The organism is Myroides phaeus (assembly GCF_009799805.1).
Lineage (GTDB): Bacteria > Bacteroidota > Bacteroidia > Flavobacteriales > Flavobacteriaceae > Flavobacterium > Flavobacterium phaeum_A.
In genome coordinates this window covers 2,231,857-2,248,135 of sequence record NZ_CP047050.1, presented here as the reverse complement: position 1 = coordinate 2,248,135, position 16,279 = coordinate 2,231,857, and the positions used below count along the sequence as shown (strand labels likewise).

The window sequence follows — 16,279 nt, the reverse complement described above, 5'->3', positions numbered from 1 at the left end:
GAAAAAGCATAACCATTTCGGTTATGCTTTTTTGTTTATATACGTTGATTAAAGATGTAATACCTACTCTTTGTCCCCTTCATTTAGCAAGGAAACATTAGACTCTGCTATAGGTGGAATATGAAACAAAGCTATTCCTAACACTTCTCCTAAATGAAGCAATGTTTCAATTCTGAAATTCTCTTTTCCTTTTACCCATTTACTAACTTGTTGTGGACTAACATTCATTCGTTCAGCCAAGTCTTTTTGCTTCCAATTCAAATCTGACAATCGCTTTAGAATCAATAACGCTATCTTTTGAGATGTTCGATGCAATTCACGATTAGCTTGACGCTCAGTAATCCACGCTGCAGTATTTCCTTCATCAGGAGAGACAAGTGCTAAAAACTTTTCTTTATTTGTCATGCTTGTTTAAATATTTAAAAATTCATAAAAAGAGTCTTCATCAAATATACCATTGTCTTCTAAAAACAATTTAACCTGCTGTAATTTATGCAGTTCAATACTTGTATATTCTCTATCTTGCATTAGATGTTGCAAAGGCAACTTAACTGCTCCTCCTGTTATTACGTATGTTGATGAGTCTATCCTAACGGCATAGAGTCTTAGATAACGTGTTTTACCTTTCCTTAAGGACAAGTGCACAATACGAAATTCACGATTATCTAATTGTCTAAAAAACCTATCTAAACAAACAGGCTCTAAATTCACTATAGCAAGTAAACTCCTTTCTATTTGATAACTTTCCTCTGCAATTGAATCTGCAATAGCATAAATATTACTCTTAGGATTGATGTCTTGTCTATTCTCTTTTAAAAATTGTAATATCTTTTCTTGGTCAGTCCAAGTTTCCATTATATTTCTATAGGCATTTATACTTGTTGTTGAATAGTGCACTGTATAAATGTATGGTGCAAAGATAGGTATTATTTTTATACAATCAACTTATAAGTTTATTTTAAAGATATTTAACTTAATACAATATACTACTATCTTATTACACAAAACACCACAAATCAAAGCATTAGGACTTTACAATCTTATACTAAGCCACTTCACACAGGGTACTTATCCTATTTATACTGCTTTCTTTACTACTACTATTAAAGTCTATAGTATTGTGACTAATTGTCAAATAAACACAAATCAACTCTTGCATCATAATTCCCATATTTACCTTTACATCAGAAATATTCTGAAATATGGAAATTTATATTGCTTCCTTTTTTTAATACCTAACCGATTGACCAACTACCCAAATAAACACAAATCAACTCTCACATCATAATTCCCATATTTACCAATGCATCAGAAATATTCTGAAATATGGAAATTTCACAAACACTACCACAATCCCTTAAGACCACAAAAAAAGAGGAGCTATCTCTAACTCCTCTTTTCTCTATAATCTTGTAAACTACTATTTCACGATTGACTCATAAATAACAGTCTGAATATTTTCTCTAACGTTTTCTTTAGACAGCCTATTTATTGTTGCATCCGGATAAGTACGGTTGGCCAAGAAGATATAAACTAAATCTTTCTCTGGATCTGCCCACGCCATTGTTCCTGTAAACCCAGTATGTCCAAAACTTGTCATAGATACACAACCACACGTTGGTCCTGGTTTACCTTCTGCTTGCGGTTTATCAAAACCAATTCCTCTTCTACTTCCAGTTTCACAATAAACACAGTCGTTAAATGTGTCGAATGTCGATTTAGAAAAGAAACGCTCTCCTCCATATTCCCCTTCATTCAAGTACATCTGCATTACCTTTGCCACATCCAACGCCGAACCAAACAATCCTGCGTGTCCTGCTACTCCTCCTTGCATCGCCGCTCCCATATCGTGAACGTATCCTTGTACTGTTGTATAGCGGTAGTAATTGTCAACTTCCGTTGGTGGAATTACTCCAATATCAAACTTTTGCAATGGTAAATAAGTCAAGTGTGTAATTCCCATTTTTAAGAAAAACTCGTCTTGAATTACCTTGTCTAACGTACTATTATACTTCGCTTCAATAAATTCTTTCAACGAAATAAACCCTAAGTCACTGTATTTATAGTCTTTTTTCTTTGATAAAGTAGACTCTCCTATTTGCTTTAAAATCTCGTTAGTATACCCTTTTTTAATGTATAAATTCTCCGATACTTGCGTAGGATAATCAGGCGTGTAAAAATAGCTGTACAAACTAACGTCTGGTTTCTTATTCTCATCTAACGTACGTTTGTAAAACGGAATCCACGCTGGTAACCCAGATTGGTGTGTCAACAAATCTCTGAATGTAATATTCGCTTTGTCTGTACCTTTAAACGCAGGTACCATATTACCCAACTTTGACTCCATCGTAACCTTGTGTTGGTCGTACATCTTAATTAAAATAGGTAAACTACCCAATATCTTCGTTAACGATGCTAAATCATATAAGTCGGTGTCCTTTACAGCTGTTGTTTTATCATACGTATGGTAACCAAACGACTTTTGATAAACAACATTCCCGTGTCTGGCAACCAATATCTGCATCCCTGGTGTTAGCTCTCTCTCGATAGCACGCTTGGCAATGCTATCAATCTGTGCCAACACAGCTGGGTCCATCCCTTCATTTGCCGGACTTGAAAACCCCAAGCGTTGGATTGGTTTAGTCTTAATTCCTGTTTCTACTTCATACTGACTATTAATAGACACAGGTAACTTCCCTTTTGATCCAATTGCTCCAAATACCACTTGTGCAGCAGCTTTGTGTGCAAATGCGTTGTTCTGATAACCAACTACAACTGTATTTATACCGTTAAACGTTGGCAAACCAGACAAAGCATAAGGCTTGGCAAAAGATACCAATACCGTATTTGTTTTCTTAGCTATAGCTACAATCTGCTGTTTCTCCTCATTTGAAAAGTTGTGATTACGCCAAGGGTTGTCCACTTTATGGTAACCAATCACAATAGTCGAAAACTTACTGATCTCATCTAAATCTGTTGGATTAACTTCTCGCACATCTGCATAGTTTTTCAACATCTCTAAAAACGTACTACCATCGTCATCTCCTAACTTCACATACCCAATACGTTGTTTTTCTAAGTGTTTAAACGGGATTAACTTATCGTCATTCTTAACAACAGTTATCGCCTCGTTATACAACTTTTGGTTTAAATCGTCATATTCAGCCCCGTTTAAGTCTGCCACTAACGTAGTCGTGTTAATGGGCTCAAACTTAGTCATATTCGACTTAAACTTGTATTCTAATATCTTCTTAACTGAATAGGCTAAACGCTTTTCAGTGATTTCTCCTTTGCTATATGCCTCTTTAATTTTTGTCAACGCAGTAGGCACGTCTTCAGAAAACAACAGTAAATCGTTTCCTGCATTAAACGCAGCTAAGTCTACTTCCCCTGGTTTCAAATAGTTTGATGCCCCTTTCATATTCAAAGCATCAGTAAAGATCAACCCTTCAAAGCCCATTTCTTCTCTTAATAACTTGGTTACGATATTATAAGATAGTGAACTTGGTACATTGCTATCTGGTTCGTACGCAGGAATATTTAAGTGAGCAACCATAACACTTGACAAGTCGTTGTCAAACATCTTCTTATATGGCCACAACTCTACTTTGTTTAATCTGCCTTTATCGTGGTTGATTACAGGTAGTTTGTGATGTGAGTCAGTCGATGTATCTCCGTGTCCAGGAAAGTGTTTACCTGTTGCAAATACATTCTGGCTTTGGTATCCTTTGGTAAAAGCAATCGCTCTATCTGTAACTATCTCACGTGTTTCTCCGTAAGAACGTACACCGATAATAGGGTTTTGCGGATTAATGTTAATGTCTAATACAGGACCAAAGTTAAACTGTAAACCTAAGCGTTTCGCTTGTTTTGCCATAGCAACACCTAACTCTTCTATCAGATCCATGTTTTGCACTGCCCCCAGCGTCATATTGTACGGAAACTTGTATGTCGAATCTAAACGCATACTTAATCCCCATTCACCATCAATACCAATTAGCATAGGCAGTGTACTCATACTTTGCAAGCGATTAGTCATATTCGCTTGTCGTACTGGACCACCTTGAAAAAAGATAAGTCCCCCTATATGTTGTTCTGTAATTAACTTTTCTAAACTTTGTGTGTGTGCTTCATTCTTGTTTGAATAAGCCGCCACCATAAACAATTGACCAATGCGTTGCTCTAAAGTAAGCGTATTATAAACGCTGTCAACCCATTGCGTTTGTCTAACCTTGTCAACGGTTTTCTGCCCCATAGCAGTTGACGCTGCCATAAGAAGTAATAATGTGAGTTTTTTCATTAGCTGTTTTATTATGTCAAAAAAAAATCACCATCAAAAAACAATTTGATGATGATTTTGATATTGTAAATTTAGAGATTACAATCTACTTAAAAAAGCGTGAATGCCAACTTTCAGCTGCTGGTACTTCCCAGTATTCACTGAATTCTCCTAAATCATTTACTAAATTATTGAAAACAATAGTATTAGCAGAAACAGACTTAGATTTTACCATTGTTTTAAACTCTAATAAAGTTTTAAAAGCAATGAAATCTCCTGTTTTATACGTAACATTCATCTTATCTAATAAGTCAACACCGTATTTTTGTTCTAATGATTGAATCATTCCAACTGATGCGTCGATTGAACATCCAGATGCTGCGTGTACTTCTTGGTCCACCGCAAGGATGATGAATCGGTTATACTTAATAGTGTATGATGCTTGTAATGGTGTTGCGTGAGCAGCCCACTCTTGTGTAAAGTCCGCTAAAACTTTGTCTATTTCTTGAACCTCCTCATCTGAGAATTTGCGATTTGATTGATAAATCCAAACTCGAGAATGGTCAGGCATTTCTTCAAATGGTATGTACATAACTCTTATAAATCTTCTGCATTTGCAATTAACTCTGCCACGTCAAGTACTTTTACTTCGTGTTCTTTGTCTTTAAACTTAACACCATCTGTCAACATTGTATTACAAAACGGACATCCTGCAGCAATGATTTCAGCATTAGTTCCTAACGCTTCTTCTGTACGTTCTACGTGAACTTCTTTGCTACCGTGTTCTGGTTCTTTGAACAATTGTGCTCCACCAGCTCCACAACAAAAACCATTCTGTCTTGAACGCTTCATTTCTACAAGCTCTGCGTCTAATTTTTCAATTAATTGACGTGGTGCTTCATAAACTTGATTCGCACGTCCTAAATAACAAGGATCGTGGAATGTAATTCTCTTTCCTTTGAAGTTTCCTCCTTCAATTGTTAATCTTCCATCGTCTAAAAGCGATTTAAGAAACTCTGTGTGGTGTACTACTTCGTATTTTCCTCCTAATCCAGGATACTCATTCTTTAATGTATTAAAGCAGTGCGGACAAGCAGTAACGATTTTCTTAACTTCATATCCGTCTAAAACTTGGATATTCATCATTGCTTGCATTTGGAATGCAAACTCGTTTCCTGCTCTCTTTGCTGGGTCTCCTGTACATCCTTCTTCTGTACCAAGAACTGCAAAAGGAACCTTTGCTTTATTTAATATTTTTACGAATGCTTTTGTAATCTTCTTTGCTCTATCGTCAAAACTCCCTGAACAACCAACCCAAAACAAAACTTCTGGTTGCTCGCCCTTTGCCATCATTTCAGCCATTGTAGGCACTACTAAATTTTCTGACATAATATTTGAATGTATTGTGATAATCTCCCTAAGGGATTATGATTGTTAGTTAATTAGTTTTCGTCTTTCCAGTTTAATCGATCCATTTGGTTATACTGCCAAGGTGCACCATTGTTCTCAATATTTTGCATCATATTGTTTAACTCTGTTGGCGCAGCACTTTGCTCCATTACCAAATAACGTCTCATATCCATAATAATAGACAACGGACTAATGTCAATCGGACACTCTTCCACACAAGCATTACAAGTATTACAAGCCCAAAGTTCTTCTGCTGTAATATAATCGTTTAACAACGTTTTACCGTCATCTACAAACTGACCATTATTAGCATCCATAATTTTACTTACGTCTTCTAAACGATCACGTGTTGACATCATAATCTTACGTGGAGATAATTTCTTCCCTGTAATATTTTGTGGACAAGATGATGTACAACGACCACACTCTGTACAAGAGTATGCGTTCATCAACTGAACCCAGTTTAAATCCATTACGTCTTGCGCACCAAATTTCTCTGGCTCACCTTGCGGTTCTGCTGGAGCTGCAAATGGGTCTGCATTCGGATCCATCATCAACTGTACTTCTTTTTTAACAGACTCTAAGTTGTCGAATTCTCCTTGTGGCTCTAAGTTCGCATAATAAGTGTTTGGGAACGCCAAGAAAATGTGTAGGTGTTTTGAATAATAAAGGTAGTTCATAAAGAACATCACCCCTATAATGTGTGCCCACCAACAAAAACGCTCTATAAAAGCAACCGTAGTAAGGTTCATTCCGTCAAAAATAGGACTAATAAATCCTGAGATTGGGAATGCTCCTGCTTCGTTATAGTGTGTATAAGATTGCGTTTGTAAGAAGTAATCTGCCGCATTCATTACTAAAAAGAAACACATTAAAATTGTTTCAATGTAAATAATATTGTTAGCATCACGCTTAGCCCATCCTTCCATTTCTGGTTGGTTAAAACGCTTAAGCTTGATTACATTTCTTCTGATCCAAAATACTACAACTCCAAATATTACAAGGAATGCAAGTATTTCAAAGAATCCTATCAAGAAGTTATATCCTGAACCTAAGAACGAGAACGCTCTGTGGGTACCAAATAAACCGTCTATAATGATTTCTAACATCTCAATGTTAATAATCACAAAACCTACATATACAAAGATGTGTAGAATTGCTGGGATAGGTCTTTTAACCATTTTCGATTGCCCTAAAGCAACGCGAATCATATTTTTCCAGCGTTCTTTTGGGTTATCAGAACGATCGATATCACGTCCTAATTTAATGTTGCGGATTAGCTTCTTTATATTTTTAATGAAAAAGCCAAAACCAACAACTAATAGAAGTAAAAATAATACTTGGCCTAAATACTGCATAGTAGTAATAATTGTTTCAAAAAATTGTTAGTTGATCTTTGTTGGTTGTTTGGTTTAGTTATTCTCTTTATTCTCTTCCACTACAATTACTGTCTCTCCTTCTTTTCCTTGGTAAGGTGTCGCCTTTTTACCAAATAATGAGAAATGAACATAACGTTTTGGATTGTTTTTCAAATCACCTAATAGTAATTCTAATTCTTTTGATGCTCCTGTAAGGTTAGCGTATAGTTCTTCGTCTTTCAACAATTTACCAACTGAACCTTTACCGCTTTGGATATCTGCCATAATTTTATCCATATTGGTAGTTGCATTGTCTAATTTAGTAAACGTAGATTGAATATCCAAAGTTTTTAAATCTGAAGATAGTGCAGCAAAGTTAGTACTCATTGTATTCAAGTTGTTCAATGTACCGTCTAACTTAGGTCCTGATGTAGCAATCATCTTGTTTGCTCCAGCTAATGTTCCGTTTAATTCCTGAACCGCACCTTTTAAGTCTGCTTGCATTTTTTCATCCATAATGCTGTTTAAAGCAAGGATCATTTCGTTAGCATTAGCCAATACCGCCTCTACTTTATCTTTTAAAGGCAATATTTCTTCTGTTAACTTGTCAGTCATATCTTTTTGTAGTTCTCCTTTAATGAAGTCCCCTGACTGAGCGTAATTTGAATCACCAAACTGAGGGTTAATCATAATTGCTTTATCTCCAATTAATCCTGGTGAATAGATTGTAGCAACGCTGCTTTTAGCAATATCTACTTTTTGAGTCATTAATAACTCTACATTTAGTTTCCCTGTTTTGTTGTCTAAACTGATTTTAGAGACTTTACCAACTACTAAACCGTTGATTGTAACATTAGAAGACATTGTTAAGCCTTCTACATTGTCATACTCCACATAGTATTTAGTACTGTTATCGAAAATGTTACTTCCTTTTAAGAAAGAATATCCCCAAATAAATAGTGCAATTGCCCCTAATACTAAAATAGCTGTCTTAATTTCTTTTGATATTTTCAAAACTTGTTCTTTTTAATACACGCAAAAATAAACTTTTATTCTTTACGCAATCGATATTATTTTAAAGCTTCTTCTACGCTTACAGACTTTCCGTTTTTATAAGCGACGATGAATGCTGATTTATGTCCTTTTGATTTAGCTTCTTGCATTAGTTTTTTAGCTGTTGCATGATCACTTGTACTACCGTAGAAATACTTGTTTAATTTACCTGATTTCTGCATAGTAACCCCCTTTAGCCCACCAAAATTCTGTGGTTTTAAAGCTAATACCTTCGCACTCGCTGCAATTTGCACTTTAAATTCGACATTCTTGTTATTTTTTGTACTTGCAGTACTATTTTTAGAATTATTCTTAGTAGCAGTTGCTGTCGTAGTTGTCGTAGATTTACTTGGTGCTACATCAGTTTTATCTGCTACAATTACACTTCCTCCACCGTAATATGCTGCTTTATAAGCCATAATTCCCTTTGCAATTGAAGAAGCTAACTCTTTTTGACCCTTTGATGAAGAAAGGTAAGCTCCCTCAGCCGGGTTAGATACGAATCCTAACTCAATAAGGATACTTGGCATAAACGCTCCGTGTAATACCCAGAACGGCCCTTGCTTCACTCCTCTGTTCTTTCTCTTTAAATCGTTTGTAAACCCGTCTTGTACTCTTCCTGCCAAATCAATACTTTGGTGGATGTAGTCTTCTTGGATTAACGTCAACCCGATAATAGACTCTGGAGATGATGGATCAAATCCTGCGTACTTTGTCTTATAGTCGTCCTCCATCATAATAACCGAGTTCTCCGTTTTTGCTACGTCAAGGTTAGATTTGTTTTTACTTAAACCCATTACGAAAGTTTCCGTTCCTGACGCTGCTTCTGAGTTTACCCCATTACAGTGAATAGATACGAATACATTACCGTTATTTTTATTGGCTAATACCGATCTTTCTCTAACTGGTACAAACACGTCTGTTTTACGCGTGTAGTACACATCAATATCCGATTGTTTTTCTAAAATCTTCCCTACTTCCAATGCCACAGCAAGAACGATGTCTTTCTCAACATTCTTCTTGTGATTTGTACCTGTATCTTGTCCCCCGTGACCAGGGTCTAATACAACTTTAAACTTTTGGCCTTTCTGTGCTGATACAGAAAAACAAACTAATAAAAATGTTAGTAATGCGAACAGTTTAGAACGACTGCAATTCATAAAATTGATATTTATAATGTTTTATAATTTGAATAAAAATTACATTTTTCAGAAAAAATATATGTAAGTTTGACACGTTTTAAAAAACGAGCTTAGTTTTACAAAAATAGCATATATATAGGTTTGCGAACAAATATTTTTAATATCGTTTTTATTTTATTCACTTTTAGTGCCATTTTCTCTCAAAAAAGCACTGCACAAGAATTTAATAAAAAATACGTACCGGTTAATTCCTCTACTCCAAAAGACTCTGTAGCAACAACTAAGGACGCTACAGCAACTACGTCTGTGCCTAAAAATGAGGCAAAAAAAGATCCGAAAAAAGATGTCAAAACTGACACTTTAACGCCTAAAGAGAAGCCTCTTTTAGAGGATATGGTCTATAGAAAGGCGAAGGACTATGAAAAACTTGACTTAAAGAAGAAAGAAATCACTTTATATAACGAGGCGGAAGTAAAATACCAAGACTTCGAACTTACAGCGGGTAAGATTGTTTTCAATTACGAAACAAGCGAAATATCTGCTGGGGGTATCAAAGACAGTGTGGGTAATATGCACCAGTTTCCTGTGTTTAAACAAGGAGACCAAATCGTTGAGCCTGATTCTATCCGCTTTAACTCTAAAACCAAAAAAGCCTTGGTATGGAAGTCGCGTACTTCACAAGGGGAATTTAGAATTAAGTCTGAAATTACAAAGAAAGAAAACGACTCTGTTTACTTTATGAAGGACGTTATCTTTACTACTGCTAAAGACCTTGACGATCCTGAATATTACTTCAAAACAAGAAAGATTAAACTTGTACCTGGTAAAAAGGTTATTACAGGGGTAACCAATATGGTTATTGCTGACGTACCTACCCCTCTTGGATTGCCATTCGCATTTTTCCCTATGTCGGAGAAAGCTGAATCTGGATTTATCATTCCAAGTTTCGGGGATACCAACCAACAAGGATACTATATTCAAAACGGGGGGTACTACTTTGCTATTAGTGATAAGGTAGATTTAAACGTTTTAGGAGATTACTACACCAACGGAAGCTGGGGATTGCGTTTAAACAGTTCATACGCTCAACGATATAAGTACAATGGCCGTGTTTTAGTGAGGTATGAAAACAATATCTTCTCTGAAAAAGGACTACCTGATTACTCATCAAGTAAAATGTACAATATTCAGTGGAACCACAACCAGGATAGTAAAGCTAATCCGAGTTCACGTTTCTCTGCTTCGGTAAACTTAGGTAGTAGCCAGTACTTCAGACAGTCAAACAACACGTATAACGTGGGGGCTTCTATGAACAACACTATGAGTTCTTCTATCAGCTACCAACGTACGTTTGAAGGTGTACCACAAGTGAATATGTCGTTAACGGCTACGCACTCACAATCGACAAATACTAAGGAGATTAATATGACCCTTCCAACTTTACAAGTGAACGTGGACCGTGTGTTCCCTTTCGCACCGAAGTTTGGAGCTAAAAAAGGACTTATTAAGAACTTAAACCTTACATACTCTGTTCGTGGAGAAAACCGCGTTAGAACACACGAAGACTTCTTCTTTAAAAGAGAAATGTTTGATAGTTTAAACACCGGATTCCAACACAGTATTCCAATTTCTACAAACTTTAAGTTGTTTAAATATTTCTCTGTTTCTGCAGGGGGTGCTTTCAACGAAGTTTGGTACTTTAATACAATCAAAAAGGAATACAATCCAGAAAAGAACAAGGTTGAAGATATCCGCGTTAATGGTTTTGACAGTTATAGAACGTATAACTTTAACGCAAGCATCGGAACTACTATTTATGGTACGTTTAACTTCAGTAAAGACGCAAAACTACAGGCTATTCGCCACGTAATGCGTCCAAGTGTTGGTTACTCATACACACCGAGCTTTGAAAAGTATTACGACACTTACGCAATTGATGCAACAGGACAGACAATGCAAGAGTACACCCGATTCCAAGGAGGTATTTTTGGCGCACCTGGTAAGACAATGTCAAATATGATGAACTTCGGATTGAGTAACACCTTTGAAGCGAAAGTTAGAGATGACGAAAACGAAAAAGGAGAAGCGAAGAAAGTAATGTTGTTAAACAGCTTAAACTTCTCTACAAGTTATAATATGTCTGCTGACTCGTTAAAATGGTCTCCAATGCGTGTTAGTGCTGGTACTTCTCTTTTCAAAGAGAAAATGCAGATTAACTTCGGAGCAACGTTAGACCCCTATGCACTTGACAACAACAACCGTCGTATTGACACATACAACATCAACAACGGTGGTAGTTTATTCAGATTAACAAGTGCGAATATGACAGTTAACTGGTCAATGTCAAGTCAAGATGCAATGTTTGGTGGTTCTGCAAAAGACAATCAAAACTCAGTTGACAACGGTGGACGTCCGGATGATTTATTTGGTCGTTCAATGGAGTTAGGAGACAACAGAAAGAGTATGCTTGGCGATCAAGATGAAGAAAGAGATTTCGAAGGTTTCTTCAACGCTAAACTACCGTGGGACTTAACGTTCGCTTACTCGTTAACGTACAACAACTCGTCTCGTCAAAATGAAATCGTAAACAATTCAGTGATGGTTTCAGGAAACGTAGAATTAACTCCTAAGTGGAGAGTTGGAGTTTCAACTGGTTACGACTTCGTTCAAAAAGGTGTAACGTTTACACAGTTGCGATTTGAAAGAGACTTAATGAGCTGGCGTATGGACTTCTCTTGGGTTCCAATTGGACCTTACCAAAGTTGGGGATTCTTCATCGGTATTCGTTCTTCAATGTTGAGCGACATCAAGTGGGAAAAGAGAAAAGCACCAGACAAGATTTATAGATAATAAACCAAATAAGAAAATATTTACAAGATGAAAAAGATCATAAACTCAGACAAAGCTCCAGCACCAATCGGACCATACAACCACTCGGTAATGGTAGGTGATTTACTTTTTATCTCTGGTCAGATTCCTTTTAACCAAGCAACAGAAACGCTGGTTACAACAGGAATTGAAGACGAAGCAAAACAAGTAATGGCAAACTTAGAAGCGATTCTTGAAGCAGCTGGATTAACTTTTGAAAACGTTGTAAAGTCAACTATTTTCTTAACTGATATGAACGACTTTGCTAAAGTAAACGAGGTTTACGGAAGCTTCTTCACTATCGAAACTGCTCCAGCAAGAGAGTGTATTCAAGTGGTAAAATTACCACGTAATGTAAACGTAGAGATTTCAATGATTGCAAGTAAATAAGCAATCAGCACATTATACTAAAAGCCCTTAAATTAAGTTTTAAGGGCTTTTCTTTTTAAACACCACTTCTGTTAGCTTATTTAGCTAAAAACACAACAGCTCCCTTCTATACAACCCTAAACGATAACTTATCCTTTTTCAAACTAAACACCACTCCTAATACAGAGGTAATCGCCTTTGTATCTTGAATTACCCGTATCATATACCACACTTCTACCACATTACTACCACACTCCTTCGGTAAAAAGGCTTATTTCCGAACTAATGTGGGACAAATGTGGTAGAAGTCTCGAACATGGTACTATCAAAACACGTGTTAAACTTCTGCTATTTCCAAAATACATCCGTATTCAAAGCAATTTATATATTCAAAAAAAATGTAGTAAACTAAAATAACACCTTAAAAATAAGCACAAAAAAAACGCTATGAAAAGCATTCACAGCGTTTATACATTCAAGCAAATAGTACCTATTTACTTATCGCATTTAAAAGTAACTGAGCCGAAGCTTCATTCGTAGCTAAAGGCACATTATGTACGTCACAAACACGTAACAACATATTAATATCTGGTTCGTGTGGGTGTTTTCCAAGCGGGTCTTTAAAGAAAAGTACCATACCTGTTTTACCTTCAGCAACGCGACCAGCGATCTGCGCATCACCTCCCATTGGACCAGAAAGCATTCGTCTAACTTCAAAACCAGCATCCTGAGCCATACTACCAGTTGTACCAGTACCAATCAAAGAAATTCCCTCTGCCGTTAATATATCGCGATTCTTCTTGATAAAATCTAACAGCTCTTTTTTCTTAGCATCGTGTGCTACAATTGCTATTTCCATAACCTACATTTTTTATTTGTGATACAATATTAAACCATCTAACGGTTTCTGTATAATCTTCCCTACTTTGATATTGTGATCTGCTAACACCTTTCTAAATTCGTCTTGCAAAAAGTAAGCAACCGAACCGACAAAATGCACAGGAACATCAACGTATTCCGGGTTATTTTTGATGTAATTAGTAACAAAGAAATCTACTTGTTCGCGTATCATTTCTTGAAAATACGGATGATCTTTATACTCAATTAAAAACGGCAAAAAAGACGCCATATAAGCATTCGGATTCTCCTTTTTATAGAAGTTGTACTTTACTACGTCTGCATCAATATCATACTTTGCCGAGAACGCAATAGCCAAATCAATCGGCAACATTCTTAGAAAATAACTTTTCAAAAGCAAGCGCCCAAAAGAACTACCACTACAATCATCCATCGCCATAAAACCAAGCGACTGTATGCGTTGGTGTACTTTCACGCCATCAAAATATGAAACATTTGACCCCGTACCATTAATACATACAATTCCACTTTCCCCACGATCTACCGTAGCATAGATAGCTGCATACGTATCTTCGTGAACGTGAATTGCTGTACAATTCGTAAAATACCCTTCAAAAAAGTTCTTAACAATACTATTCGTACGATCAGACCCACACCCTGCACCATAAAAATAAAGTTCTTTAACCGCGTCTTTGTTCTTTGAAATATCAGGAACAGTATTTACGCGAGTAAAGAACTCATCTAAAGAAACAACTTCAGGATTAAGCCCTAAGCTTGTCACTGAAGTTGTTACATTATTATTCTGGTCAAAGAAGATCCAATCGGCTTTAGTAGAACCACTATCAACGATTATCTTCATTCAATCTATTTAATTACTTAACAGTATTCATTAAAATAGCCATCTCAATCATCTTAGCAGAATATCCGTACTCGTTATCATACCAAGCGATGAATTTGTAGAAAGTACTATTTAATGCGATACCCGCTTTAGAGTCAACGATACAAGTATGTGGATCAGAAACGAAGTCTTGAGAAACAACGTCATCCTCTACATAAGCCATAATACCTTTTAATTCGTTCTCACTTGCTTTTTTCAATACAGCCATAATCTCTTCGTAAGAAGTTTCTTTCGCTACTTTTACAGTTAAATCTACTGCAGAAACGTCAGCTGTAGGAACACGCATTGACATACCTGTTAATTTCCCTTTTAATTCAGGAATAACTTTTCCAACCGCTTTAGCAGCACCTGTTGAAGCAGGAATCATATTTACTAATGCTGAACGACCACCTCTAAAGTCCTTTTTAGACGGACCATCAACTGTGTACTGAGTTGCAGTAGCAGCGTGAATAGTAGTCATTAACCCTTCAACAATACCAAAGTTGTCATTAATAACTTTAGCAATCGGAGCTAAACAGTTAGTAGTACAAGAAGCGTTAGAAACGATAGTATCAGTTGCTTTTAATTCTTTATGGTTAACCCCCATTACATACATAGGAGCATCTGGAGACGGAGCAGAAATCAATACTTTTTTCGCACCAGCATCAATGTGTTTTTGAGCACCAGCTAAGTCTTTGAAAATACCTGTACAATCAGCAACAATATCAACGTTTACCTCGTTCCATTTCAATAATGAAGGATCTTTCTCAGCAGTAACGCGGATAGTTTGTCCATTAACAACTAAATTTCCATCTTTAATCTCAACAGTACCATCAAAACGACCGTGAACAGAGTCAAACTTAATTAAGTAAGCTAATTGCTCTACAGTCATTAAATCATTTACCGCTACAATTTCTACATTGTTATATTTTGCTGCTTCTCTCAACATTAAACGTCCAATACGTCCAAAACCATTAATCCCAATTCTAGTTTTCATCTTCAAAAATTTTTTTAATTATTAAATACTAATTATATCAGATACCCTAAGTAACTCAGCATCTATTTGTGAATGTCCTTTTACGGCTTGCTCTAAAGGAGTTAAAGCAACTTGATCGTTAAGTAAACCAACCATATAATTGCGTTTACCCTCTATTAAAGTTTCCACTGCCTTCACGCTCAATCTACTTGCTAACACCCTGTCAAAACAAGATGGAGCTCCACCTCTTTGCATATGGCCTAACACAGACACGCGTACATCATACTCAGGTAAATTTTCTTCTACATATGCACCAAGTTCAAAAACACTCTTACCAAGTTTTTCTCCCTCAGCTACAAGTACAATACTTGACGATTTTCCTGTTAGCTTACTTTTCTGAAGCGACTCTAACAAGCGCTCAAGTCCCATATTCTCTTCAGGAATGATAATCTCTTCTGCACCAGCACCAATACCCGCATTTAAAGCGATATGCCCTGCATCACGTCCCATAACCTCAACGAAGAAAAGACGTTTGTGTGAACTCGCCGTATCTCTAATCTTATCCACTGCGTCAACAACTGTGTTTAACGCCGTATCAAAACCGATTGTGTGGCTTGTTCCGTGAATATCATTGTCAATTGTACCTGGTATTCCCATTACAGGAATATCAAATTCTTTACTTAGCACCATTGCCCCAGTGAAACTACCGTCTCCACCAATCACAATTAAAGCATCAAGCTGTGCATTCTTTATATTTTCATAAGCTGTTTTACGACCTTCTTCTGTTTTAAAAGCAGAACAACGAGCTGTTTTCAAGATTGTACCACCTTTATTAATGATGTAGTTTACATCACGAGGCCCTAATACCTCAAAATCCCCTTCCACAAGTCCTTGAAACCCTCTGAAGATTCCAACACACATAACATCGTGAAAAGCACAAGTACGTACAATAGCTCTAATAGCAGCGTTCATACCTGGAGCATCACCTCCAGATGTCAAAACACCAATCTTTCTAATCCCCTTAGTCATATTTTATCGTTTTGAGTAAATTTAGTGATTAATTGCGATTTTAACAATTAAATTGTTTCT

The 16,279-nt window shown here is 36.4% G+C and carries 14 protein-coding genes; 2 read left to right on the top strand and 12 right to left on the bottom strand.

The annotated features are described in order from the left end of the window. Positions 1–63 precede the first annotated feature (63 nt). The 8 genes from GQS07_RS10055 to GQS07_RS10020 form a co-directional block, all read right to left on the bottom strand. Complete coding sequence (locus GQS07_RS10055; protein ID WP_158210680.1) at positions 64–405, bottom strand: helix-turn-helix transcriptional regulator; 342 nt, start codon at positions 403–405, stop codon at positions 64–66. A gap of 6 nt (positions 406–411) precedes the next feature. Further along, entirely contained in the window at positions 412–897 is a 486-nt protein-coding gene (locus tag GQS07_RS10050; protein ID WP_158210679.1) for a hypothetical protein, read from the bottom strand. A 523-nt stretch (positions 898–1,420) separates the two neighbouring features. Further along, the gene (locus GQS07_RS10045) at positions 1,421–4,300 is read right to left on the bottom strand and encodes a glycoside hydrolase family 3 N-terminal domain-containing protein (RefSeq protein WP_158210678.1); all 2,880 of its coding nucleotides are present in this window, start codon (positions 4,298–4,300) and stop codon (positions 1,421–1,423) included. An 85-nt stretch (positions 4,301–4,385) separates the two neighbouring features. Then, positions 4,386–4,871, bottom strand: coding sequence for an ABC transporter ATPase (locus GQS07_RS10040; RefSeq protein WP_158210677.1), 486 nt, complete (start codon positions 4,869–4,871; stop codon positions 4,386–4,388). Between the two features lie 5 nt (positions 4,872–4,876). Then, positions 4,877–5,668, bottom strand: coding sequence for a (Fe-S)-binding protein (locus GQS07_RS10035; protein ID WP_158210676.1), 792 nt, complete (start codon positions 5,666–5,668; stop codon positions 4,877–4,879). Positions 5,669–5,721: 53 nt separating this feature from the next. Continuing rightward, on the bottom strand, positions 5,722–7,047 hold the full coding sequence (locus tag GQS07_RS10030) for a (Fe-S)-binding protein (RefSeq protein WP_158210675.1): 1,326 nt from the start codon (positions 7,045–7,047) through the stop codon (positions 5,722–5,724). 54 nt (positions 7,048–7,101) lie between these two features. Beyond that, positions 7,102–8,061: an MlaD family protein gene (locus tag GQS07_RS10025; protein ID WP_158210674.1), complete on the bottom strand. Its 960-nt coding sequence runs from the start codon at positions 8,059–8,061 to the stop codon at positions 7,102–7,104. Positions 8,062–8,117: 56 nt separating this feature from the next. Then, positions 8,118–9,260, bottom strand: a complete 1,143-nt coding sequence (locus GQS07_RS10020; protein WP_158210673.1) for an N-acetylmuramoyl-L-alanine amidase — start codon at positions 9,258–9,260, stop codon at positions 8,118–8,120. Between the two features lie 123 nt (positions 9,261–9,383). Here GQS07_RS10020 and GQS07_RS10015 point away from each other — a divergent pair, with 123 nt between their 5' ends. Both GQS07_RS10015 and GQS07_RS10010 read left to right on the top strand, forming a co-directional pair. Continuing rightward, a complete protein-coding gene (locus GQS07_RS10015; protein ID WP_158210672.1) occupies positions 9,384–12,092 on the top strand; it encodes a putative LPS assembly protein LptD in 2,709 nt (902 codons plus the stop codon). A gap of 27 nt (positions 12,093–12,119) precedes the next feature. Next, positions 12,120–12,500, top strand: coding sequence for a RidA family protein (locus tag GQS07_RS10010; protein WP_158210671.1), 381 nt, complete (start codon positions 12,120–12,122; stop codon positions 12,498–12,500). Between the two features lie 469 nt (positions 12,501–12,969). Here the strand turns inward: GQS07_RS10010 and GQS07_RS10005 are convergent, their stop codons facing one another. The 4 genes from GQS07_RS10005 to pfkA are packed head-to-tail and all read right to left on the bottom strand — an operon-like array spanning position 12,970 to position 16,219. Next, positions 12,970–13,338: a methylglyoxal synthase gene (locus GQS07_RS10005; RefSeq protein ID WP_090406078.1), complete on the bottom strand. Its 369-nt coding sequence runs from the start codon at positions 13,336–13,338 to the stop codon at positions 12,970–12,972. A gap of 12 nt (positions 13,339–13,350) precedes the next feature. Further along, complete coding sequence (locus GQS07_RS10000; protein WP_158210670.1) at positions 13,351–14,196, bottom strand: BadF/BadG/BcrA/BcrD ATPase family protein; 846 nt, start codon at positions 14,194–14,196, stop codon at positions 13,351–13,353. A gap of 13 nt (positions 14,197–14,209) precedes the next feature. Further along, positions 14,210–15,211, bottom strand: coding sequence for a type I glyceraldehyde-3-phosphate dehydrogenase (gene gap / locus GQS07_RS09995; protein ID WP_158210669.1), 1,002 nt, complete (start codon positions 15,209–15,211; stop codon positions 14,210–14,212). Between the two features lie 21 nt (positions 15,212–15,232). Further along, a complete protein-coding gene (gene pfkA, locus GQS07_RS09990) occupies positions 15,233–16,219 on the bottom strand; it encodes a 6-phosphofructokinase (protein ID WP_158210668.1) in 987 nt (328 codons plus the stop codon). Between the last annotated feature and the right edge of the window lie 60 nt (positions 16,220–16,279).

Coding starts and splice junctions, on each gene's coding strand:
- gap (WP_158210669.1), bottom strand. CDS start 15,211: ATGAAAACTAGAATTGGGATTAATGGTTTTGGACGTATTGGACGTTTA.
- pfkA (WP_158210668.1), bottom strand. CDS start 16,219: ATGACTAAGGGGATTAGAAAGATTGGTGTTTTGACATCTGGAGGTGAT.
- GQS07_RS10010 (WP_158210671.1), top strand. CDS start 12,120: ATGAAAAAGATCATAAACTCAGACAAAGCTCCAGCACCAATCGGACCA.
- GQS07_RS10040 (WP_158210677.1), bottom strand. CDS start 4,871: ATGTACATACCATTTGAAGAAATGCCTGACCATTCTCGAGTTTGGATT.
- GQS07_RS10045 (WP_158210678.1), bottom strand. CDS start 4,300: ATGAAAAAACTCACATTATTACTTCTTATGGCAGCGTCAACTGCTATG.
- GQS07_RS10030 (WP_158210675.1), bottom strand. CDS start 7,047: ATGCAGTATTTAGGCCAAGTATTATTTTTACTTCTATTAGTTGTTGGT.
- GQS07_RS10020 (WP_158210673.1), bottom strand. CDS start 9,260: ATGAATTGCAGTCGTTCTAAACTGTTCGCATTACTAACATTTTTATTA.
- GQS07_RS10035 (WP_158210676.1), bottom strand. CDS start 5,668: ATGTCAGAAAATTTAGTAGTGCCTACAATGGCTGAAATGATGGCAAAG.
- GQS07_RS10005 (WP_090406078.1), bottom strand. CDS start 13,338: ATGGAAATAGCAATTGTAGCACACGATGCTAAGAAAAAAGAGCTGTTA.
- GQS07_RS10055 (WP_158210680.1), bottom strand. CDS start 405: ATGACAAATAAAGAAAAGTTTTTAGCACTTGTCTCTCCTGATGAAGGA.
- GQS07_RS10000 (WP_158210670.1), bottom strand. CDS start 14,196: ATGAAGATAATCGTTGATAGTGGTTCTACTAAAGCCGATTGGATCTTC.